Annotated in this window: 20 protein-coding genes and 1 tRNA gene; 8 read left to right on the top strand and 13 right to left on the bottom strand. The window is 71.0% G+C overall.

Translation table 11 applies throughout. The annotated features are described in order from the left end of the window. Position 1 precedes the first annotated feature (1 nt). From ACN263_RS30325 to ACN263_RS30305, 5 genes are read right to left on the bottom strand one after another with little or no spacing between them, the layout of a single operon-like run. The gene (locus tag ACN263_RS30325) at positions 2 to 1507 is read right to left on the bottom strand and encodes a peptidoglycan D,D-transpeptidase FtsI family protein (protein WP_422737610.1); all 1506 of its coding nucleotides are present in this window, start codon (positions 1505 to 1507) and stop codon (positions 2 to 4) included. Then, on the bottom strand, positions 1504 to 2994 hold the full coding sequence (locus tag ACN263_RS30320) for an FtsW/RodA/SpoVE family cell cycle protein (protein WP_422737609.1): 1491 nt from the start codon (positions 2992 to 2994) through the stop codon (positions 1504 to 1506). Before ACN263_RS30320 ends, ACN263_RS30325 begins: the two co-directional genes overlap by 4 nt. A gap of 30 nt (positions 2995 to 3024) precedes the next feature. Beyond that, the gene (locus tag ACN263_RS30315) at positions 3025 to 4479 is read right to left on the bottom strand and encodes a PP2C family protein-serine/threonine phosphatase (RefSeq protein WP_422737608.1); all 1455 of its coding nucleotides are present in this window, start codon (positions 4477 to 4479) and stop codon (positions 3025 to 3027) included. After that, positions 4476 to 4964, bottom strand: a complete 489-nt coding sequence (locus tag ACN263_RS30310; protein WP_422737607.1) for an FHA domain-containing protein FhaB/FipA — start codon at positions 4962 to 4964, stop codon at positions 4476 to 4478. Before ACN263_RS30310 ends, ACN263_RS30315 begins: the two co-directional genes overlap by 4 nt. A gap of 6 nt (positions 4965 to 4970) precedes the next feature. Next, a complete protein-coding gene (locus tag ACN263_RS30305) occupies positions 4971 to 5759 on the bottom strand; it encodes an FhaA domain-containing protein (protein ID WP_007454122.1) in 789 nt (262 codons plus the stop codon). 207 nt (positions 5760 to 5966) lie between these two features. On the opposite strand from ACN263_RS30305, the gene ACN263_RS30300 reads away from it, so the two are divergent. From ACN263_RS30300 to ACN263_RS30290, 3 genes are all read left to right on the top strand, one after another. After that, positions 5967 to 6052 (top strand) — tRNA-Leu (locus tag ACN263_RS30300). Positions 6053 to 6117: 65 nt separating this feature from the next. Further along, positions 6118 to 7233, top strand: a complete 1116-nt coding sequence (locus tag ACN263_RS30295; RefSeq protein WP_422737606.1) for an NAD-dependent epimerase/dehydratase family protein — start codon at positions 6118 to 6120, stop codon at positions 7231 to 7233. Continuing rightward, the gene (locus ACN263_RS30290) at positions 7230 to 8036 is read left to right on the top strand and encodes a WecB/TagA/CpsF family glycosyltransferase (RefSeq protein WP_422737605.1); all 807 of its coding nucleotides are present in this window, start codon (positions 7230 to 7232) and stop codon (positions 8034 to 8036) included. The genes ACN263_RS30295 and ACN263_RS30290 overlap by 4 nt, the downstream gene beginning before the upstream one ends. A gap of 72 nt (positions 8037 to 8108) precedes the next feature. On the opposite strand, the gene ACN263_RS30285 is transcribed toward ACN263_RS30290, so the two are convergent. Beyond that, positions 8109 to 9677, bottom strand: a complete 1569-nt coding sequence (locus tag ACN263_RS30285) for a S8 family peptidase (RefSeq protein WP_422737604.1) — start codon at positions 9675 to 9677, stop codon at positions 8109 to 8111. A gap of 214 nt (positions 9678 to 9891) precedes the next feature. Between ACN263_RS30285 and ACN263_RS30280 the strand changes: the two genes are divergently transcribed. After that, complete coding sequence (locus tag ACN263_RS30280; protein ID WP_422737603.1) at positions 9892 to 10491, top strand: hypothetical protein; 600 nt, start codon at positions 9892 to 9894, stop codon at positions 10489 to 10491. Here the strand turns inward: ACN263_RS30280 and ACN263_RS30275 are convergent. From ACN263_RS30275 to ACN263_RS30265, 3 genes are all read right to left on the bottom strand, one after another. Continuing rightward, entirely contained in the window at positions 10459 to 10860 is a 402-nt protein-coding gene (locus ACN263_RS30275) for a hypothetical protein (RefSeq protein WP_422737602.1), read from the bottom strand. The genes ACN263_RS30280 and ACN263_RS30275 overlap by 33 nt on opposite strands. Positions 10861 to 11057: 197 nt before the next feature. Further along, positions 11058 to 11279, bottom strand: a complete 222-nt coding sequence (locus ACN263_RS30270) for a DUF397 domain-containing protein (RefSeq protein WP_422737601.1) — start codon at positions 11277 to 11279, stop codon at positions 11058 to 11060. Next, complete coding sequence (locus tag ACN263_RS30265) at positions 11249 to 12124, bottom strand: helix-turn-helix domain-containing protein (RefSeq protein ID WP_234584497.1); 876 nt, start codon at positions 12122 to 12124, stop codon at positions 11249 to 11251. Before ACN263_RS30265 ends, ACN263_RS30270 begins: the two co-directional genes overlap by 31 nt. A 624-nt stretch (positions 12125 to 12748) precedes the next feature. On the opposite strand from ACN263_RS30265, the gene ACN263_RS30260 reads away from it, so the two are divergent. Then, on the top strand, positions 12749 to 13033 hold the full coding sequence (locus tag ACN263_RS30260) for a hypothetical protein (RefSeq protein ID WP_355242798.1): 285 nt from the start codon (positions 12749 to 12751) through the stop codon (positions 13031 to 13033). A 98-nt stretch (positions 13034 to 13131) separates the two neighbouring features. Then, positions 13132 to 13563, top strand: coding sequence for a hypothetical protein (locus ACN263_RS30255; protein ID WP_422737600.1), 432 nt, complete (start codon positions 13132 to 13134; stop codon positions 13561 to 13563). 7 nt (positions 13564 to 13570) lie between these two features. Here ACN263_RS30255 and ACN263_RS30250 read toward each other — a convergent pair whose 3' ends face one another. Then, positions 13571 to 14386, bottom strand: coding sequence for a PASTA domain-containing protein (locus ACN263_RS30250; RefSeq protein ID WP_422737599.1), 816 nt, complete (start codon positions 14384 to 14386; stop codon positions 13571 to 13573). Between the two features lie 178 nt (positions 14387 to 14564). Then, entirely contained in the window at positions 14565 to 15266 is a 702-nt protein-coding gene (locus tag ACN263_RS30245; RefSeq protein WP_422737598.1) for a PASTA domain-containing protein, read from the bottom strand. A 122-nt stretch (positions 15267 to 15388) separates the two neighbouring features. Here ACN263_RS30245 and ACN263_RS30240 point away from each other — a divergent pair, with 122 nt between their 5' ends. Next, positions 15389 to 16915 (top strand): hypothetical protein, encoded by a 1527-nt coding sequence (locus ACN263_RS30240; protein WP_422737597.1) that lies wholly within the window; start codon positions 15389 to 15391, stop codon positions 16913 to 16915. 142 nt (positions 16916 to 17057) lie between these two features. Here the strand turns inward: ACN263_RS30240 and ACN263_RS30235 are convergent, their stop codons facing one another. Both ACN263_RS30235 and ACN263_RS30230 read right to left on the bottom strand, forming a co-directional pair. Further along, positions 17058 to 18536 (bottom strand): glutamate--cysteine ligase, encoded by a 1479-nt coding sequence (locus tag ACN263_RS30235; RefSeq protein WP_422737596.1) that lies wholly within the window; start codon positions 18534 to 18536, stop codon positions 17058 to 17060. A 284-nt stretch (positions 18537 to 18820) separates the two neighbouring features. Next, positions 18821 to 19402: a YceI family protein gene (locus ACN263_RS30230; RefSeq protein ID WP_422737595.1), complete on the bottom strand. Its 582-nt coding sequence runs from the start codon at positions 19400 to 19402 to the stop codon at positions 18821 to 18823. Positions 19403 to 19502: 100 nt separating this feature from the next. On the opposite strand from ACN263_RS30230, the gene ACN263_RS30225 reads away from it, so the two are divergent. Continuing rightward, the gene (locus tag ACN263_RS30225) at positions 19503 to 20000 is read left to right on the top strand and encodes a MarR family winged helix-turn-helix transcriptional regulator (RefSeq protein ID WP_422737594.1); all 498 of its coding nucleotides are present in this window, start codon (positions 19503 to 19505) and stop codon (positions 19998 to 20000) included. Positions 20001 to 20161 lie beyond the last annotated feature (161 nt).

Below are 20161 nucleotides of genomic sequence, written 5' to 3'. Positions count from 1 at the left end.
GTCAGCGGCCCCCGGGGTCGGCGATGGCGGCCCGCATGATCTGGCCACCGATCCGGGCCGCCTCGGAGCTGCCGCCGGGGCCGGCCTGTTCCAGGACGACACACACGGCCGAGACCGGGTTGCCGTTCTTGTCCAGCGCGAAGCCGATGAACCAGCCGTGGTCGGGGCGGTCCGGCGCGGACTGCGCCGTACCCGTCTTGCCGCCGACCGTGTAGCCGCTGATCGCCGCCTTCTGGCCGGTGCCCTTCTGGACCACGCTGACCATCATGTCGCGCAGGTCAGCGGCGACCTGCGGTTGGACGGGCTGGCGCAGCTCCCGCGCCTTCGCCGTGTAGTAGCTGGTGGTCCGGTCCGGGGCGAGGAGCTGCCGGACCAGGTACGGCCGCATCTGGCTGCCGTTGTTGGCGACCGCTCCGGCGATCATGGCGCCCTGTAACGGGGTCATCCGGACGTTGTTCTGGCCGATCGAGGACTGGGCCAGCGCGGCCGGGTCGGTGCTGCCGTCCGGGTTCTGCATGTCGCCGGTGCGGCTGGCCGCCGTCCGCAGGCCGCCCTCGCCGAGCTGACCGACGGTGAGGTCCTCCTGCTCGAAGCCGAACTGGCGGGCCTTCTCCTTGATCTTGTCCGCGCCGAGGCGTACGCCGAGCTGCGCGAAGCCGGTGTTGCAGGACTCGGTGACCGCCTCCTGAAGGGTGACCTGCGCCTCGGGGCAGATCGACTGGGCGGCGTTGCGGATCGGGCTGCCCGAGGTCGGCGGGGTGTAGCTGGAACCGGCCGGGATCGGGGTCGACTTGGTGACGCCGTTCTCCAGGCCGGCCGCGGCTACCACGATCTTGAAGGTGGAGCCCGGGGGCAGCGTCTCGGAGAGGGCGCGGTTCTTCAACGGGCCGTCCGGATCCTGCTCCAGCTTGTTGATCTCCGCCGCCGCCGCAGCCGTGTCGTGGCTCGCGAGCGGATTCGGATCGAAGCTGGGCATCGACACCAGGGCCTGCACCGCACCGGTACGCGGGTCGATGGCGATCGCCGCGCCCCTCTTCGCATCCACCTGGTTGTTGCGCATCTGGTCGTACGCCACGTCCTGCGCCCGCTTCGAGAGCGTGAGCAGCACGTTGCCACCGGCCGTCTCGTCACCGGTGAACAGGTCCTTGAACCGGTCGCCGATCAACTGGTCGCTGGTGCCGGCCAGGAAGTCGTTCTCCACCTGCTCGATGCCGGTGTCGGCCAGGTTGACCGGCTTGTAGCCGAGCACGTGGGCGTACTTGGCGCCGCCCGGGTAGGTGCGCTGGAACTTCAGCTTGCCGGTGGTCTCCTTGCTGGTGGCCAACGCGGTGCCACCAGCCTCGATGTTGCCGCGTTTGCGCTTGTAGTCGGCGACCTGGACCCGGCCGTTGTAGTCACTGGTGCGGTATTCATCTGCCTTGTACGCCTGGATCCAGTTCAGATTCGCGAAGAGCAGACCGAACAGGACCATGACGACGACACCGACACGACGCAGGGGTGCGTTCACGGCTTGATCACCTCCGTGGGAGCACCGTGCAACTGCTCGGGCGGACCGCCCGACGGCCGGGCCGCCTTGGCGGCGCCACCGCTCACCGGTCGACGGGCCCCGTCGGAGACCCGCAGCAGGACCGCGATGAGCAGCCAGTTCGCCATCAGCGACGAGCCACCGGCGGACAGGAACGGCGTGGTCTGGCCGGTCAGCGGGATCAGCTTGCTGATGCCGCCGACGATCACGAAGACCTGGAGGCCCAGGGTGAAGGCGAGACCGCCGGCGAGCAGCTTGCCGAACGAGTCACGGACCGCGAGCGCGGCGCGCAGACCCCGCTCCACGATCAGCAGGTAGACCACCAGCAGCGCGGAGAGGCCGAACAGACCGATCTCCTCACCGATGCCGGCGAAGATGAAGTCGTTCTGCACCTCGGGCAGGATGTCCGGCTGACCGCCACCCGGCCCCGCGCCGAAGAGCCCGCCCGTGCCGAGGGCGAGTAGGCCCTGGACGAGTTGGTAGCCCTTGTCGGTCGGGTCGGCGAACGGGTCCAGCCAGATCTCGGCCCGCAGGTAGAAGTTGGCGAACGGCCCGCCGACGGTCGACCCGAGCACGTACGCGAGGTAGGCGCCGCCGAAGAAGAGGAGCAGACCGATCAGCAGCCAACTGACCCGTTCGGTGGCGATGTAGAGCGTCACCACGAACATGCCGAAGTACAACAGCGAGGTGCCGAGGTCCTTCTCGAAGACCAGCACCAGGAGGCTGATCAACCAGACCACGACCACCGGGCCGAGGTCCCGGCCGCGCGGGAAGTCGATACCGAGGAACCGCCGGCTGGCCAGCGAGAGCACCTCACGCTTGCGCACCAGGTAGTACGCGAAGAAGACCAGCAGCGCCAGCTTGGCGAACTCACCCGGCTGGATCGAGAACCCGCCCAGCCGGATCCACAGCTTGGCGCCGTTGATCTCGGACATGCTGCGCGGCAGCACCGCCGGGAGCATCACCAGCACGATGCCGGCCAGCCCCAGGGTGTACGCGTACCGGGACACCGAACGGTGGTCGCGCATGATCGCGAGCAGGCCCGCGGCGAGGATCACCGAGGCGAGCGTCCACGCGAGCTGCCGGCCACCGATGCCGGCGAAGGTGGCCAGGTCCTCCCGGTCCACCGGGGCGGCCTCGCCCAGGTCGATCCGGCGCAGGAAGCCCACCCCGAGACCGTTGAGCAGGGCCACCGCCGGCAGCAGGGCCGGATCGGCGAACGGGGCGAGGAACCGGATGACCAGGTGCAGGCCGAGGAAGACCGCGCCGAGCGCGGCGGCCGGCAACCAGAAGTCCGGGGTGACCGTGTCCAGGAGGTTCGCCTCGACGGTCGCCATGTACGCGGCCACCAGCACCATGGCCAGCAGCAGCAGGGACAGCTCGGCGTTCCGCCGGGACCGGGCCAGGCGTACGCCGGAGTCCCCGCCCGTGGTGGCGGGCGAGGATGCCGGTGTGGCCGCTACGGTCACGGGTGGAGTCCTTGGGATCTCAGTCGACGCTCACTCGGGAGACCGGCAGCCGGCCGGGTCGAGCGCCGGCGGTGCCGAGTCGGAGGGCGTGGCGTCGGGTGCGGTGGTCGGATCGGTCCCGCCCGTGGTGGCCGCCGTGGTCGGGCTCGCGCTGACGACCCCGTTGACCGACGCGCTCGGGCTGGTGGCCGGCGTCGGAGTGGTCGCGGGCGGGCTCGCGGGTGGAGTCGGCGTGCCGGTCAGCGTCGCCGTGTCGGGCGGGCAGAGCGGCTTCAGGTTGGGGTTGGTCGGGGTGTCGCTGGTCAGCTCCGCGAGCTGCCGCTCGGCGTCCGGCTCGCTCTTGGCCCGGATGCCCACCTTGACCGTGTCCTGTGCGGCGACGGTGAGGTCGTCCAACCGGGTGCCGCTGGTGCGGTGCACGGTGGACAGGTCCATCCCGGCGATCTGCCCCTGGATGCCGCGGAAGACGGCGACCTGACCCTCCTCGGTGGCACCCACGTAGTACTGGCGCTGGGTGTACGTCCAGCCGGCGAAGAGTCCACCGCCGAGGATCACCAGCAGGGCCACGGCCATGGCTGTGGCGCGTACCGGCCGGTGCTTGCGCTGCTCCGGCTCGTCGTCGGCGGAGGCGGGCTCCTCCGGCGCGGCGGGGCGCGGCGCGGAGAGCGCCGAGGCCCGGGCGGCCGGGGTCGAGTCGTCGGCGGAGGTCGCCATGCCCCGGTCCCGGGCGGCGGCGCCACCGACGATCGGGGTCGCCTCGACGATGTCGTGATCGGTCGCATCGGCGATGATCACCGTGATGTTGTCCGGACCGCCGCCGCGCAGCGCGAGCTGCACCAGCCGCTCGACGCACTGCTGCGGGTCGGTGTACTCGCGCAGCGTCTCGCCGATGGTCTCGGCGCTCACCACACCCGAGAGGCCGTCGCTACAGATCAGGTAGCGGTCACCGGGCAGCACCTGGCGCACCGAGTACTCCGGGTCGATGTCCCGGCCGTCCAGGGCGCGGGTCAGCAGCGACCGCTGCGGGTGGCTGCTGGCCTCCTCGGCGCTGATCCGGCCTTCGTCGACGAGCATCTGGACGTAGGTGTCGTCCTTGGTGATCTGCGCGAACTCGCCGTTGCGCAGCAGATAGGCCCGCGAGTCACCGATGTGGACCATCCCCAGCTTGCTGCCGGAGAAGAGGGTCGCCGTCAGTGTGGTGCCCATCCCCTCCAACTGCGGGTTGGCGTCCACCGTGTCGCGGAGCTGTTGGTTGGCGGTGCCCACGGCCGAACGCAACGCGTCGACGAGGGCGTCCCCGGGGACGTCCTCGTCGAGCGGCGCCATGGCACCGATGACGATGTTGCTGGCGACGTCACCGGCGGCCATACCGCCCATGCCGTCGGCAACGGCGAGTAGCCGCGGCCCGGCGTAGACGGAGTCTTGATTGCCGTCACGGATCAGACCGCGGTCGCTGTGGGCCGCATAGCGCAGGGTCAGAGTCATGGCCGTAATTCGAGGGAAGTGCGGCCGATCCGGATCGGCACGCCGAGGGGTACGGGGGTTGGTCCGGTGACCTTAGCGCGATCCAGGTACGTGCCGTTAGTCGAGCCGAGATCCTCGACGAACCACTGACCCTCGCGCGGTACGAGTCTCGCGTGCCGCGCGGAGGCGTAGTCGTCGGTGATGACCAGGGTGGAGTCCTCGGCCCGACCGATGGTGATCTGCGCTTCGCCGAGGGTGATCCGGGTGCCGGCCAGTTGACCGGCGGTGACCACCAGCTGGTGGGCCGCCCTGCCCCGCTTCACCTTCGCCGGTTTGGCCGTCGCCTGCCCCGTCGAGGCGCCGACCGCGCGTGGTGCCGCCACCAGGCGACCGGACCGGGCTCCCGCGAAGAGATCTCGGCGGATCACGCCGACCACGGTGAACACGAAGATCCACAGCAGGATCAGGAACCCGAACCGGGCAACGGTGATGACCAGTGCCGGCAAGGCGGCTCAGCCGTCCACGCGGAAGGTCAGCGTCGTGGTGCCGAGCTGGACCATGTCACCGGGGTTCAGCGCGACGGCGGAGACCCGCTGCCCGTTGACCATGGTGCCGTTGGTGGAACCCAGATCGGTCAGCACAACCTGGCCGCCGTCGAAATCCAGTCGGGCGTGTCGCCGGGAGATGCCGACGTCGGGCAGGCGCAGGTTCGCCTGGTCGCCGCGACCGATCACCGTCGACCCCATCTGGAGCGGGTAGGTGCGTCCGTCGCCGGACACCAGCCGCACGTTGCGACCGCCACCGTGCCCGGGCGGCGGGCCGTAGCCGCCACCCTGGTCGTACGCGGGGTAGGCGGGCGGACCGGCGTCGTAGCCGGGCGCCGACACCGGGGCGACCTCGCCACCGGTGTAGACCTCGGCCGTGACGCGGAACATCCCCGTGTCCAGGCCCTCGCCCCGCTCGATCTCCACGATCACATCGCCGTAGACCGTCCAGGCCTGCTCGCCGATGAACTCCGCCTGCGACTGGGCCAGCTCCTGGGCCAGCGCGGCGGCGTACGGCGCCAGACGACTGTGGTCGAACGGCGAGAGATCGATCACGTAGCGGTTGGGCACCAACGTGCGCCCACCGGCCAGGATCGCCTTGTGCGCCTCGGCCTCCCGCTGCATGGCGTTGAGGATCTCCACGGGGTGGACCACCCCTTTGAAGACCTTGGCGAAGGCCCCTTCGACCAGGCCTTCCAGACGCTTCTCGAAGCGTTGCAGCACGCTCACCGGCTCCTCCTCGGGTCCCGAGGACATGATGGTATCCGGCCGGCGCGCGCGCAGCTCACACGCCGCTCGGCCGCCTGCTCCCGGCCCGTTCGGAAGGACCGGGACCGCCGTGCTAATCTTTCGTCCGCCACGAACGGTAACCGCTCGTGGCGAGCGTCTGGGACAGCGTAGTATTCCCGGGGCCTGTTGGAGACAGCGGGTTCGGGGCGGCTACAGTGTCCCGGGTCGTGCCACGGGGATGTGGCGGAATGGCAGACGCGCACGGTTCAGGTCCGTGTGCCCGAAAGGGCGTGGGGGTTCAACTCCCCCCATCCCCACCAAAAGGCGAGGGCTCCGCTTGATGCGGGGCCCTTCCGTCATATCGGGGCGTGCCGGGCGTCACGCTATGCTCCGATGGTTTCTGCCTCCGATGGACCAGGAGTGGCGTGTGAGTGTCGCGTTGGTGACCGGGTCGGGCGGTCTGATCGGCTCCGAGGCGGTCCGGCACTTCGCCGGCCTCGGTCTGGACGTCGTCGGCATCGACAACGACATGCGCCGGTACTTCTTCGGCGAGGACGGCTCCACCTCGTGGAGCCAGGAACGGCTCGGCCGTGACCTCGGTAACTCCTACACCCACTACCCGGTGGACATCCGGGACCGGGATGGCCTGGAGCAGGTGTTCAAGAAGTACGGCTCGGACATCGCCGTGGTGATCCACAGCGCCGCGCAGCCCAGCCACGACTGGGCGGCCAAGGAGCCGTACACGGACTTCGACGTGAACGCCGGCGGCACGCTCAACATGCTGGAGAACACCCGCCAGCACGCGATCGACGCGGCGTTCATCCACTGCTCGACCAACAAGGTCTACGGCGACCGGCCCAACAGCCTGCCGCTGGTCGAGCTGGAGACCCGGTACGAGCTGCCCGAGGACCACCGCTGGTACGAGGGCATCACCGAGGAGATGTCGATCGACCACTCGCTGCACTCGGTCTTCGGCGCCTCCAAGGTGGCCGCGGACGTGATGGTGCAGGAGTACGGCCGCTACTTCGACATGAAGACCGCGTGTTTCCGGGGCGGGACGCTGACCGGCCCGGCCCACTCGGCCGCCGAGTTGCACGGGTTCCTGGCGTACCTGATGCGCTGCGTGATGGAGGGCCGGACGTACAACCTGTTCGGCTACAAGGGCAAGATGGTCCGCGACGCGATCCACTCGCACGACGTGCTGACCGCGTTCGAGGCGTTCTTCCGGGCACCGCGCTCGGCCGAGGTCTACAACCTCGGCGGCGGCCGGCACTCCAACACCTCCCACATCGAGGCGTTCGCGATCGCGCAGGAGATCACCGGCCGCGAGGCGCAGATCAACTACGTCGAGCAGGCCCGCACCGGCGACCACCAGTGGTACGTGAGCAGCATGGCCCGGTTCGAGGCGCAGTACCCGGACTGGAAGATCACATACGACGTGCCGATGATCCTGCGGGAGATCTACGAGGCGAACGTGGACAAGTGGGTGCCGCAGCCATGACTCCGCAGACCAAGCGCAACGTGCTCGGCGTCCTCGTCGACGCCACCGACTACGCCTCGGCGACCGACGCGGTGGTGACCGCGGCGCACGAGCGACGGCCGCTCGCGCTCACCGCGCTGGCCGTGCACGGCGTGATGACCGGGGTGCTCGATCCGGCGCACAACGCCCGGCTGAACTCCTTCGACGTGGTCACCCCGGACGGGCAGCCGGTGCGCTGGGCGCTCAACCTGCTGCACCACGCCGGGCTCACCGACCGGGTCTACGGGCCGACGCTGACCCTGCACGTGCTCTCCCGCTTCGCCGACGAGGGGTTGCCCGTCTACCTGTACGGCTCGACCGAGGAGACTCTCGCCAAGCTGATCCCGGCGTTGGAGCGGATGTTCCCGGCCCTGAAGATCGCCGGGGTGGAGCCGTCGAAGTTCCGCGCGGTCCAGCCGGGCGAGGACGCCGAAATCGCCGACCGGATCCGGTCCAGCGGCGCCCGGCTCGTCCTGGTCGGGCTCGGCTGCCCGCGCCAGGAGGTCTTCACGTACGCCATGCGCCCACTGCTGGACATGCCGATGATGGCGGTCGGCGCCGCGTTCGACTACCACGCCGGGCTGCTGCGCCAGCCGCCGCCGTGGATGCAGCGCGCCGGCCTGGAGTGGTTCTGGCGGCTCGGGCTGGAGCCGAAGCGGCTGTGGCGTCGGTACGTGATCCTCAACCCGGCGTACCTGGCCCGGCTCGCCGGACAGAAGACCGGCCTGTGGAAGGCCCGCCCGCCGGCCCCGGCCACCGAGCGGCCGGCCACCTTCGCGGTCTGACCGAAAACGCTCGGGTACGACACGAGGCCCCACCGGGATCGTCCGGATGGGGCCTCGTCCCTGGGGAACAGGTCAGACGGTCAGGGTCCAACTGCTGATGTAGCCGGTGTCCGCCGAGTAGACGTCGCGCACCTGGAGCCGCCAGGTGCCGTCCGCCGCCTCGCCGGACAGGTTCACCGAGTACGTGGTGTTCACGTTGTCGGCGCTGTCCGAGCTGCTGCTGTTCTTCAGCCGGTACGAGCTGCCGTCCGGGGCGAGCAGGTCGATCACCAGGTCACCGCGGTAGGTGTGCACGATGTTCACCGCGACGGTGGAGGCCGACGAGGCGTTGCGGCCACAGCCGGAGATGCTGATCGAACTGGTCACCGCCGCGCCGGCGTCCGGGATCGTCAGGGCGGCGCCGTTGGTGCCGGTGCAGCCGGTGGGCGGCGGGGTGGTGCCGCCGCTGCCCACGTAGAGCAACTGGTTCGGGGTGCCGGTGCCGACGTTTGTCACCACGTTCGGGGTGGAGTTGCTGACCAGGTTGTCCCGCACCTGCTGGGGGGTCCAGGACGGGTTCGTTGACAGCGCCAGCGCCGCCGCGCCGGCGACGTGCGGCGAGGCCATCGAGGTGCCGCTGATCGTGTTGGTCGCGGTGTTGCTGTTGTACCAGGCCGAGGTGATGTTGACGCCCGGTGCCAGGATGTCGACGCAGGTGCCGAAGTTGGAGAAGCTCGCGGCCGCGTCGTTGTTCTGCGTCGCACCCACGGTGATCGCGGAGGCCACCCGCGCCGGGGAGTAGTTGCAGGCGTTCTGCCGGACGCCGAGGGTGTTGCCGTTGCCGGCCGCGACCGCGTACGTGACGCCGGAGTTGATCGAGTTGCTGATGGCCGTGTCGAGGGAGCTGTTGGCGCTACCCCCGAGGCTCATGTTCGCCACCGCCGGCTTGATCGCGTTCTGGGTGACCCAGTCGACACCGGCGATCACACCGGCGTTGGTGCCGCTGCCGGAGCAGTTCAGCACCCGTACGCCGACGAGCTGCACGCCCTTCGCGACCCCGTACGACGACCCGCCGACGGTGCCGGCGACGTGCGTGCCGTGCCCGTTGCAGTCGTCGGCCGAGCCGCCGTCCACGGCGTCGTAGCCGGAGGTGGCCCGGCCGCCGAAGTCGTTGTGGGAGAAGCGGATGCCGGTGTCGATGATGTAGGCGTGCACGTTGCTCGCCGTGTTCGGGTACGTGTAGGAGTTGTCCAGCGGCAGGTTTCGCTGGTCGATGCGGTCGAGGCCCCAGGACGGCGGGTTGGCCTGCGTTCCGGAGATGGACACGGTGTGGTTCTGCTCGACGTACGCGACGGCCGGGTCGGCGGCGATCCGTGCCGCCGCTGCCGCGCTGACGGTTACCTCGAAGCCGCGCAGCGCCGTGCCGTAGGTGCGGGCGACCTTCCCGCCGTGCCGGCCGGTCAGCCTCTGGGCGGTGTCACCGACCCGGTTGGGCGCCACGGTGCTGTCCTTGAGGACGACGATGTAGCTGTCCGGCACGGCGGTGGCCCCGCCAGCCTCCCGTACGACGCCCACGGGCTCGGCGGCCAGAGCCGGGGCACCGACGGCCAGCACGGTCGCGGTGGCCACCCCGACCAGTGCGGACCTGCGTGGAAGACCCATTCCCTACCTCCCTCCGACCGGCGGCGAAGCGCGACCACCGGTACGACTGATCGACGCTTGCCGATTCAGCTGAGAGTAGGTCGGCGAGTTCGACAGATAAACATGTCGAAACGTCCATCACCCGGATGGGATGCCCCCTACGGGCCGGGCTTCCGGGGCCAGCGGGGGTCCGACCCGGATTCGCCGGATCGAAGAACGGGAAAGACTCTCCGACATGGAGAGTCAGCTCACCATCCTGTTGCCGGTCGCCGCCGTCTGGCTGGCCGCCGGGGTCCTGGCCGACCGACTGCCCCGGCTGCGCGAGGCGCGTGCGCTTCGTCGGCGTACCGGATGGTTGCTGGCGCTCTCGCTGGCCGGCGTCGCGCTGATCGCGGCGGTGTCCATCGGCGGCCTGACGAGCGCCGGCACCGCGCCGATCGACCGTGCGGCCGCCGGACTCACCCTCGCCACCGGCCCGGCGCTCGTGGTGGCCGTCTGCTCGATACGCCGGATCCGCCGGCTGCGGGCCGGGGCCGGGGCGTTCGACACCGCACCCGGCACACCCGCACCGCACGGCCTGCGGGCCGCTGCGGCACACCCGCTCGTGGGCGTGCCGTTGCAGGTCACCGGCCTGGCGACACTGCCGGCTCTGATCGCGGCGGCCGGTACGGACCTCGGTGCCGAGCCCGGGGTCACCGGCCCGGCGATCACCGTCGGCGCACTCGCGGTGGCGGTCATCGGCGTCCGGCACGCGCTGCGGCACAGCCGGCTCGTCGAGCGGACGCAGCCCGTCAGCGCGCGGTCAGCGCGAGCGGCTGGCCCCCTGCACGTATAGGAGTTCCAGGATCGCCCGGGTCGCCTCGAACCAGCGGTCCAGCCAGCCGGGCGGCGGCACGCTGCCCTTCGGCGGCAACTCCATCAGCAGGCCACGCAGCAGTGGGTGATCGGCCAACGAACCGGCGGGCTCCATCGGCCAGCCGTCCGGCGGGAACGACGGCTCGACCAGCGGGTTGGGGTCCAGTGACGGCAACGAGAGCGGCGGATCCATCGGCTCCGGGTCCGACACCTCCCGCCCGTCCAACTTCTGGTCGGTCGAGACCACCTCGGTCAGTACGGTGTCCCGACGCGCCCCGCGGTACTTGCCACCGAAGCGCTCCGGCTTGGCCGGACCGTTGGTGAGGTTCTCTGAACCGATCGTCGTCATCCGTCTCGCCTGTCTCGCTCGGTTGCGGATCGGTGCGGCGGGTCGTCGACCAGGCCGTCCCGACGGGTTCAACGACGCGGGCCGACTGTGGCGACGGGAATCCCGGCGGAACCTCGCGGCGACAGGTCGCCGGAGCGCGGACACGGAACGTCCCCGCCCGGTCGAGGACCGGACGGGGACGTTCGTCGACCACTCGGTCAGACCGAGCCCAACACACCACCCCTGGCTCCGGCAACGAAGGCACGCCAGTCGCCGGGCGCGAAGACCAGGGCTGGACCGGCCTTGTCCTTCGAATCCCGGACGCCGACCGCGCCGGTCACGTACGCCACCTCCACGCAGTTGTCACAGTTCGGCCCGCTCTTCGAGCTCTTGAACCACGTCGCCTGCGTCAGGTCCACGGGGAACCTCTTGGTCGCCATTTCGGCTCCTCTGCCAGTTTTGCGATGTGTGCGACGGACTCCTCCGGACGAATGGCCGCAGCGCGGATGTGATCGAAGATGAAGCTGTACTTCTGCAGTTCGTCGCTCTTCTCGAGGAAAAGCCCACCCGTGGCGTTCTCCGCGTACACAACATCCGGATCACCGGGCTCAGGGAAGCTGAGGATCGTGAAGGTGCCGTCCATGCCGGCGTGCGCACCCACCTCGAACGGGAGGATCTGGAGCGTCACGTTCGGCAACTCGGCCACCTCGACCAACCGCCTGAGTTGGCCGCGCATCACCTCGTCCCCGCCCACCGGCCGACTTACCACCGCCTCATCGAGCACCACCCACAGATCGACCGGATCGTCCTGGGTCAACAACGACTGACGGCCCAGACGGACACGCACCCTTTGATGTACCTGATCGGCGGTGAAGTCCGGACGGGCGGCGCGGATCATCGCCCCGGCGTACTCCTCGGTCTCCAACAGTCCGGGGACGACCTGCTGTTCGTACGCCCGGATGGAGCTGGCTGCCGCCTCCAGGCCGACGTACGCCCCGACCAGCACCGTGCTGTACGGGTGCCACCAGCCCTTCTGCCGCGCCTCCCGGGCGATCTGCACGAGTTCGTCGCTCTCGGCACCCACGACGCCGTAGATCCGCAGCATGTCCCGCACGTCGCGCGGGGTGGCCGTGGTGTGCCCCGTCTCGATCCGGGAGACCTTGGACGCCGAGCACTCCAACTGCTCGGCCACCACCTCTATGGTGATCCCCGCCGACTCCCGCTGCCGGCGCAGCTCGGCGCCGAGTCGTCGCCGTCGGATCGTCGGGCTGCGCCGTTCACTCATCGCGCGGCCTCGGCACTTCTGGTCCTTGCCGCTGGTTGCTCGACCCCACTCTCGGGCTACCTCCGGTCGCCGCGCCACTGGTTGTCGCCTGCCGGGGGCGCGACCGTCGGCCGGCTGGCGTTCGCGACGAGGGGTGGTGCCGGTCATCGGCCGGCCGCGACGGGCGAAACCGGCCCTCAGTGTGCCGTCCGTACGCGGATGGCTTCAAGCGCCGCTTTGCGTGGCGAACTCACGTATCGGCAAAAGTCGACGTGCAACTTGCATGAAGCACGTCGCTGATGCACTCTGTCCGTATGGCACGGATCACTCAGCGTTCCGGTCCGCTCTCCGGGAGTGGTGAACCCACCGACCCCGGGCCGCCGGACAGGACGCGGGCCCGGCCGGCGACACCCGGACCTGCGCCGGGGTAATGACCTCACCGCTGCAAGCCAGCTGACTGCGGCGGTGGGCGCGGTTCCCGGCAGCAGTCAGGTGATGGTCGGGTGGCGGCACGCCACCAGCGGGTACGGCCCGACCACCACCAGCACCAGACGGTCCACGAGGCGCGATCCCGCAACCGGGCCGAGACATCCCAGACCAGTCACCCGCCGGCACGTCGCCGGCTTACCCTCCCCAGGAGCCCATGTGCTTCCCCGCTCCGGTGACGTTCTGCACGTGACTCGCGCGGCGAGTGTCCAGTTCCTCAGGCCGATCATGTTCCGGGTGATCCGGGTGCTCGACTGGCCGACCTACGACGGTTGGCTCTGGCTCGACGGCTACGAGCTCAACGCCGCCGGCGACGCCGTCAACCGCCGGTCGATCTTCGTACAGCGGGAAGGGCTGCAACAGGTGCAGGCCGCGCCCGTGCCCCGCCCGCACACCGTACGGACCCGGCGACCGGTTGCCCGTACGCCGGTCAGAGTCGGCTGACCAGCGCGATCCGCCGCGGGTAGGCGTGCCGTCGCCATAGAATCGGTACGCCCACCCCGGCACCGTTCCACCCGCACGTCCAGGACCCTGAGCCTGGGATGGTCATGGTCAATCAGCCCGCCGTGCGGCGGCACCACCGCTGGAGTATCACCTACGCTCTCGGACTGCTCGCCCTTCTCGGGGCCCTGACCACCGTCGTGGTCCTGGTCCGCGATCCGGCGTCGTCGTCCACCCGGCTGGCCGTTCCGGTACCGGCGCCGGAGATCACCGTGGCCGGCACCGACCCACCCGTGGACGAGTACGGCTGGATCGGTGCCGACACCCCCGACGGGTACGCCGACACGACCGGCCCAGCCACCGGTTCCGGTGCGGGCGGTCCGGCCGACGGCCGCCAGGAACTCGCCGGGACGACGTCGACCGGGCACGACGCGATCGACGTACGCCGGTCGCTCTTCTGGTCCGGCATCTTCGGCCTCACCATCTCGCTCGCCGGCCTCGGCCTCGTCGGCACCCGCCGCCGGATGTGGTGAGCACCGGTCACGGTGTGGCCGTCACCGTCGGGCTCACGCCGGCCGAACTGCCGCCCGGCGACGGCCGGGCCTGGGAGATCACCACCAGCACCTCCTGGTCGGTCGGCACCAGGGTGCCGGCCTCCGGATCGGTCCGCACCACCGTGCCCGGTGGCAGCTCCGACGGCCGGTACACCACCCGGTAGCTCAGGCCCAGACGGTCCAGCAGCCCTTCGGCGGTCGACTGGGAGAGACCGGTCAGCGGCGGCACCGGTATCTGCGCCCCCTCGGTGGTGGCCGCCGGGCTGCTCGGCGTCGCGCTGGTGGGCGCCGCCGACGTGGGCGCGCTGCTGCTCGGCGCCGCGGTGACGCTGGTCGGCGGGACGGATGGCGTGGCCGGGTTGTCGGGGTCGTCCTCCCGGGCGCTCAGCACCACCCACAGGGCCGCGCCGAGCAGGGCGGCGAACACCAACGCGAGTACGCCCCAGAGGATCGGCAGCCACCACCGCCGGCCGCCCTGCTCCTCCATGTACCAGTCCGCTGACGGTTCGGCCGGTCGAGGTGCCCGTACCTCGGCCCGCCCCGACCACGACGGTGGCGTCGCCCGCGCCGCCGGCATCGGGGCCGTCCGGTCGGCCGGAGACGCGGACGCGGCCCGGTCGATCGGCATCGTCTCGTCCGACGCGGCAGCACCACCCGATGCCGCCCGGTCGATCGGCATCGTCTCGTCCGACGCGGCGGTGGGGTGCGCGGGCTGTGGGCGGTCGCCGCCGGCCGGTGGCAGTGGGCGCGTCCGGTCGTCGTCGGGTGTTCCGGCGGGCGGCTCCTGGCGGTCGTCGCTCATCGCACGTCCTTTCCCGAACCGGGCGGGCGCCCTGGCCCTCGACGTCAACCTAACCGCCCAGGTCGACATCGGCCGGTATCGGTGGCACGCACCGCGCGCCGCCGGCGGGTCGAGGGCGGCACGGCTGCGCCGCCCCACCGCGCGTCATCCGTGGTCGGGCAGGCCGGGTCAGGCCGGGTCAGGTGGAGGGCTTGGTGGTCGGCTGGCTGGGTGGGGCCGCCGCTCCGCACCAGATGCTGACCTCGTCGTTCCAGCGGGCAGGGCCGTCCTCGGTCGGGTTCTGCTGAGTGACCTTTCCGCTGCGCCCGCTCTGGTACCGCGGGTAGAGCCCCTCCTCCACCAGCTCGTCCGCCGCCTTGGCGCAGTCGTCGCCGATCACGTCCGGCACCTCGGCGGCCGGCGGCGGCCCGGCGATCTGGAGCTGAACCGTGGTGCCCCGGGCCACCGGCGCGCCCACGGGCGGGGACGAGCTCTCCACCGTGCGTCCGATGCCGGTGCCGAAGACCAGACGCCAACCCAGCCGCTGTTTGCGCAGCATCTCGCGCGCCTGCTCGAAGTCGGTGCCGACCACCGGGGGTACGGTCAGCCCGGCCCCCTTCGTCGCGGAGGCGCTCGTCCGGGGAGCGGACGGGGTGGTCCGGCCGGTGCTCGGCCGAGCGGAGGTGGCCTCCCCGGTCGGCGTACCCGCCGTGGTGGCGACCGCCTGCGGGGTCGCCGGAGATTCGTCGTCGTCGCCGGCCAGCAGCCAACCGCCGGTCGCGCCGACCACGGCGAGGAGCACCGCGACCAGTCCGCCACCGAGCAGCACACCGGCCCGGTTCCCACCGCCGCCGTCCCGGCCGCCGGAGGAATCCTGCCGACCCGTGTTCGCGTCCGTCATACCGTCCACCGCCTCATCACCGGCGACCGTACCGTTCGCCGCCCATCACGTTGTGCCGACGGTCCGTACCGGCGGGTCACTGCGACTCGCCGCACCGACGACGGGACGTTACGCTGCCCGGCATGGCCAGACGGGGCTGGGGAGTATCGATCGCGACGGCGGTCGGGGTCGCTGCCGGCGCAGGCGCCGCGCAACTGGGCTTCGGCTACGGGCTCGGCGTCATCACCTGGACGCCCACCGAGGCCGGTGCCAACGGCACGGCCTGGGCCGACGGGCTCGCGTGGGCCACCTGGCTGGCCGCCAGCTCCACTGTGCTGGGTGCGGTCTGCGCGCAGCGACTGCACCAGCGGGGCGTACCCGCGTCGACGACCGGGGACCCGACGGCCGCCGTCGTGGCGGACGAGGCTGACCTGCCGCAGTCACCGGCGCTCACGCCCGGCCAACCGGGCGGCACCGAGGCGACGCCGGACCGGCCGGCAGTCGATCCGATCGAGCGCCCCGGTCTGCTCCGCCGGCTGTCCCTGGCGCTCGGTGCCGGGCTCGGTGGACTGGTCACCGTACTGCTGGTCGCCGTACCGGCCCGGGTCGCCGCCGGCGCCGACACCGGCGCGCCGCAGCGGGTCGCGGCCCTGCACGCGGCGCTCGGCATCCTGATCGGCGTCGTCGTCGCGCTCTGGGCGCTGCGCTCCCGCCCGGTCGCGGTGAACATCACCGCGACGGCCGCCTGGCTGTGGCTGCTCGCGGTGGTCTCGGTCGTCGACGGGGTACGCGTCGGGCGCGGCCTGACCGGTGCCCAACTCGGCACCTGGCAGCTCGACCCGGACCACGCGCGGTACTGGATCGGCGGCCAGATCTACTGGCCCGGCGCGCTGCTGGCGCTCGTACCCGCGCTTCTGATCGGCGCCCTCGCCGCCCGCGGCGCGGTACGTCCGGGCGGACACCGGGTGGGCGCGGCGGCCTCCGGCGCGGCCGGCCCGTTGCTCGTCGCGCTCGCCTACCTGACCACCGTGCCCCGGTGGGCGGCACCCGGCCCGGCACAGTTCTCGACCCAGCTCATCGCCCCGTACGCGGTGATCGCCGGTGTCGGCGGCTCGATTCTCGTCGCCCGACTCGCCGAGCGGGCCGGCCGCCGACGTGCCGCCGACCGACCGCCGGCCACCGGTCCGGACCTGGCCTCGGCCGGCCCGGATGCGGCCTCGGCCGGCCCGGACGCGGCCTCGGCGGGTGCGCCGGCCCGACGGCGGCTGACGTCGAGCGATCAGGCCGACCGGTCCGACGCGGCGTCGCGCGACCCGTCCGGGGAACGCGGATCGGCGTCGACACCGGGCGACGGCTCACCCGACCCGGCGTCGACCGCTCCGGCCGATTCGACCCGACCCGAAGGGTCCGACCCGACGTCGGGCGCGACCCGCACGCCGACAGGTGCAGCGGACGGCACCCGACCCGGACGTCGCGCCCGCGCGGTGACCGACACGGCAACCCGGCGAGGCAGGACCACCGCGGCACCGCCGCCCCCGGAGACCAGCCCGGTCGACGCGCCCACCACCCCACCCCGCGTCCCGACCCAACGCCCCGACCCGGATGCCGAGTCGCCAACCGAGGCTCCAACCTCCCACCGAGCCCGCCCACCCCGCCGCCCCACCACCTAACCAACCCCACCCACCCACCGCGCCCACCCCACCCACCGCTGCGTCGATCATGAAGTTATTGCCGCAACACGCCGAGGCGGCTGGCGATAACTTCATGATCGACAGGGTGCGGGGGCCGCGCGGGAGGGGTCCGGGTGGGGGGTTAGTTGAGGGGCCAGGTGTGGACTGGTTCGTTGGTGCGTTGGAGTTCCGCGTAACGCTTGACCATGTGGTGCAGGGCTGCCGGGCGGTCCATGCCGTGGTGGCGCTCCGCCGCCCAGACCGCCTCGGTCTGCCAGACGGAGCCGTTGCGGCCGGTACGGCAGCGCTGCTCGATGATGCCCAGCAGCCGGTCCCGCTGCGCCGCCGCGACGCCGAAGCCGTCCAGCCCGGTCGCGGCGACGGGCAGCAGGTGGTCCAGGACGAGCTTGGTGACCGGCACGTCACCGGCCCGGGGCCAGTGCAGTACGGCGTCCAGGCCGCGGCGGGCCGCCGCGTGAAAGTTCTCCTCGGCCGAGGAGAAGGTGAGCTGACTCCAGATCGGTCGGTCGGCCTCGGCCAGGCCACGGACCAGCCCGAAGTAGAAGGCCGCGTTGGCCAGCATGTCCACCACGGTGGGGCCGGCGGGCAGCACCCGGTTCTCCACCCGTAGGTGCGGACGGCCGTTCATGATGTCGTAGACCGGGCGGTTCCAGCGGTAGACCGTGCCGTTGTGCAGCCGCAGCTCGCTCAGTTGCGGCACTCCACCGGCGTGCAGCACCTCCACCGGGTCCTCGTCCTCGCAGATCGGCAGCAGCGGTGGGAAGTACCGGACGTTCTCCTCGAACAGGTCGAAGATCGAGGTGATCCACCGCTCGCCGAACCAGACCCGGGGGCGTACGCCCTGGGCCTTGAGTTCTTCCGGACGGGTGTCGGTGGCCTGCTTGAACAGCGCGATCCGGGTCTCCGCCCAGAGTTGACGACCGTAGAGGAAGGGCGAGTTCGCCCCGACCGCCACCTGGACTCCGGCGATGGCCTGGGACGCGTTCCAGTAGTCGGCGAAGCTGTCCGGCGCGACCTGGAGGTGGAACTGCAGGCTCGTGCAGGCCGCCTCGGGGGCGATCGAGTCGGTGTGCGTCCGCAACTGCTCGACGCCACGGATGTCGAGCTCGATGGCCTCACCCCGGGCGCCGACGATCTGGTCGTTGAGGACCCGGTAGCGCTCGTTGGTGGAGAGGTTGTCCTCGACCAGGTGCCCCTCGGTGAGCGTGGGCAGGATGCCGACCAGGACGATCTTCGCGTCGGACCTGGCGGCGCGCTCGTCGGCCCGGGAGAGGCTGCTACGCAGGTCGTGTTCGTAGTCGGCGAAACCGGCGCCCTCGATCAGCCGGGGCTCGGCGTTCAACTCCAGGTTGAACTGCCCCAGCTCGGTCTGGAACAGCGGATCGGCGATCTCGGCGAGAATCTCCTCGTTGCGCATCGCCGGCTCGGCCGCCGAGTCGACCAGGTTCAACTCGATCTCGAGACCGGTCATCGGCCGGTCGGCGTCGAACCCGAAGTCGTCGAGCATCAGGGCGAAGACGTCGAGGCAACGCCGGACCTTCTGCCGGTAGCGGACGCGGTCCTCCCGGGTGAAGGCGCCCTGCGAGACGTCCCTGCCCATGTGTCCTCCCGACAACCGGCGCGGTCGGGATTCTGCCGTCCCGGAAGCGCATTGTGAACCATCAACGGTAAGAGCGCCCGCCTGGCCGGGGCCAGAGGCCGACGACGGTGTTCCGACGCCGGCCGGAGCGGATTCGCTCGTGGCGCCATCTCTACCCCGTCACCGTCGCGCCGGATCACGCCGGGGTGAGAACAAGTCGTGACAATTCACACGCGCTCGGCACCGACGACGCCGGGCCCGCGCCGACGTGCGGCGCGGGCCCGGCGTACGGGTGATCCGGGGGATCAGGCCTGGCGGATGGCCTCGCCCTCGATCTCGATCTTGATCTTCTTGCCGACCAGCACGCCGCCGGTCTCCAGGGCGACGTTCCAGGTCAGGCCGAACTCCTCGCGGTCGATCTCGGTGCTCGCGGAGAAGCCGAAGATGTCCTGGCCGAACGGGCTGCGACCGACGCCCTCGAACTCGACCTCCAGCTCGACCGGGCGGGTGACGCCCTTGACGGTCAGCTCACCGTCGAGCACGAACTCGTTGCCGCTGCGGGACTTCACGCCGGTGCTGCGGAACTCCAGGGTCGGGAACTTCTCCGCGTCGAGGAACTCGGGGCTGCGCAGGTGCGCGTCGCGGTCGCCCTGGGTGGTGTCGATGCTGGCGGCCTGGATGGTCGCGACGACCGACGACTGCAGCGGGTCCTCGGCGACGGTGATGGTGGCGGTCGCCTCGTTGAACTCACCACGGACCTTGCTGACCATCATGTGCCGGGCGACGAAGCCGACCCGCTTGTGCGCCGTGTCCAGCACGTAGGTGCCGGCCGCCGGGATGGTGAGACCGTCCCAGTCGCGGGTAACCGCATCGATGCTGCTGGTCATGGCTGGTGTCCTCCAGAGGATTGTTTAGTAATCCAACGACTGCTTGGGCAAATATAACCTCAACAACATTCCCCGTGTCAAGTACTGATAGGATGACCGAGTGACCAACGTGTTCGACGACCCCCGGATCACCGCGGTTGGCCTCCTGTACGAGGCCCACGCCGGGCTATCGGCCCGGTTCGCCGCCCAACTCGAGGAGCACGGCCTCTCCCAGGTCGAGTTCGAGGTGATCACCCGACTGGCCCGCTCGCCGGGCAACCAACTACGGATGACCGACCTCGCCGCGCAGACCTCACTCTCCACGAGCGGGGTGACCCGCGTCGTGGACCGGATGGAGCGCGACGGACTGCTCACCCGTCGAGCATGCCCGAACGACCGCCGCAGCTCGTACGCGGTGGTGACCGCGTCCGGGATGCAGCGGCTCGACGAGACGCTGCCCGGGCACCTGCGGATCATCGAGCAGTGGTTCACCGGCCAGCTCGAACCCGAGGCCCTGGCGGCCCTGCTGGACGGCCTGCGGCGGGTGCGGGACGCGGTCCATCCCGGCGCGACCGCCGGCAGCACCGAGGAGATGGCCGACGACTGCGACCCGACCTGACCGTCGCGAGGGGCGTCCGGGCGGTACCGGCAGAAAGACCGGCAGAACTGTCCCTACAGATCGGACAAACCTCTTGAAAACCCTCTTCTTCCCGGGCAACGGTGGCAGGCTTTCGCCCACCGGGGAATCACCGGGGGGTGACGGCGCGGGCGAACAGCGAG

The sequence above is a fragment of the Micromonospora sp. WMMD729 genome (assembly GCF_049315225.1).
In the GTDB taxonomy this organism is placed as follows: Bacteria; Actinomycetota; Actinomycetes; order Mycobacteriales; family Micromonosporaceae; genus Micromonospora.
Note: the sequence above shows the minus strand (reverse complement) of the source record. Positions and strands in the feature narration are given on the sequence as shown.

Bases quoted from the DNA above. Each gene is read 5' to 3' on its own strand.
- ACN263_RS30315 (WP_422737608.1), bottom strand. From the start codon at position 4,479: ATGACTCTGACCCTGCGCTATGCGGCCCACAGCGACCGCGGTCTGATC.
- ACN263_RS30305 (WP_007454122.1), bottom strand. From the start codon at position 5,759: ATGTCCTCGGGACCCGAGGAGGAGCCGGTGAGCGTGCTGCAACGCTTC.
- ACN263_RS30295 (WP_422737606.1), top strand. From the start codon at position 6,118: ATGCTCCGATGGTTTCTGCCTCCGATGGACCAGGAGTGGCGTGTGAGT.
- ACN263_RS30290 (WP_422737605.1), top strand. From the start codon at position 7,230: ATGACTCCGCAGACCAAGCGCAACGTGCTCGGCGTCCTCGTCGACGCC.
- ACN263_RS30285 (WP_422737604.1), bottom strand. From the start codon at position 9,677: ATGGGTCTTCCACGCAGGTCCGCACTGGTCGGGGTGGCCACCGCGACC.
- ACN263_RS30280 (WP_422737603.1), top strand. From the start codon at position 9,892: ATGGAGAGTCAGCTCACCATCCTGTTGCCGGTCGCCGCCGTCTGGCTG.
- ACN263_RS30275 (WP_422737602.1), bottom strand. From the start codon at position 10,860: ATGACGACGATCGGTTCAGAGAACCTCACCAACGGTCCGGCCAAGCCG.
- ACN263_RS30270 (WP_422737601.1), bottom strand. From the start codon at position 11,279: ATGGCGACCAAGAGGTTCCCCGTGGACCTGACGCAGGCGACGTGGTTC.
- ACN263_RS30265 (WP_234584497.1), bottom strand. From the start codon at position 12,124: ATGAGTGAACGGCGCAGCCCGACGATCCGACGGCGACGACTCGGCGCC.
- ACN263_RS30255 (WP_422737600.1), top strand. From the start codon at position 13,132: ATGGTCATGGTCAATCAGCCCGCCGTGCGGCGGCACCACCGCTGGAGT.
- ACN263_RS30250 (WP_422737599.1), bottom strand. From the start codon at position 14,386: ATGAGCGACGACCGCCAGGAGCCGCCCGCCGGAACACCCGACGACGAC.
- ACN263_RS30245 (WP_422737598.1), bottom strand. From the start codon at position 15,266: ATGACGGACGCGAACACGGGTCGGCAGGATTCCTCCGGCGGCCGGGAC.
- ACN263_RS30240 (WP_422737597.1), top strand. From the start codon at position 15,389: ATGGCCAGACGGGGCTGGGGAGTATCGATCGCGACGGCGGTCGGGGTC.
- ACN263_RS30235 (WP_422737596.1), bottom strand. From the start codon at position 18,536: ATGGGCAGGGACGTCTCGCAGGGCGCCTTCACCCGGGAGGACCGCGTC.
- ACN263_RS30230 (WP_422737595.1), bottom strand. From the start codon at position 19,402: ATGACCAGCAGCATCGATGCGGTTACCCGCGACTGGGACGGTCTCACC.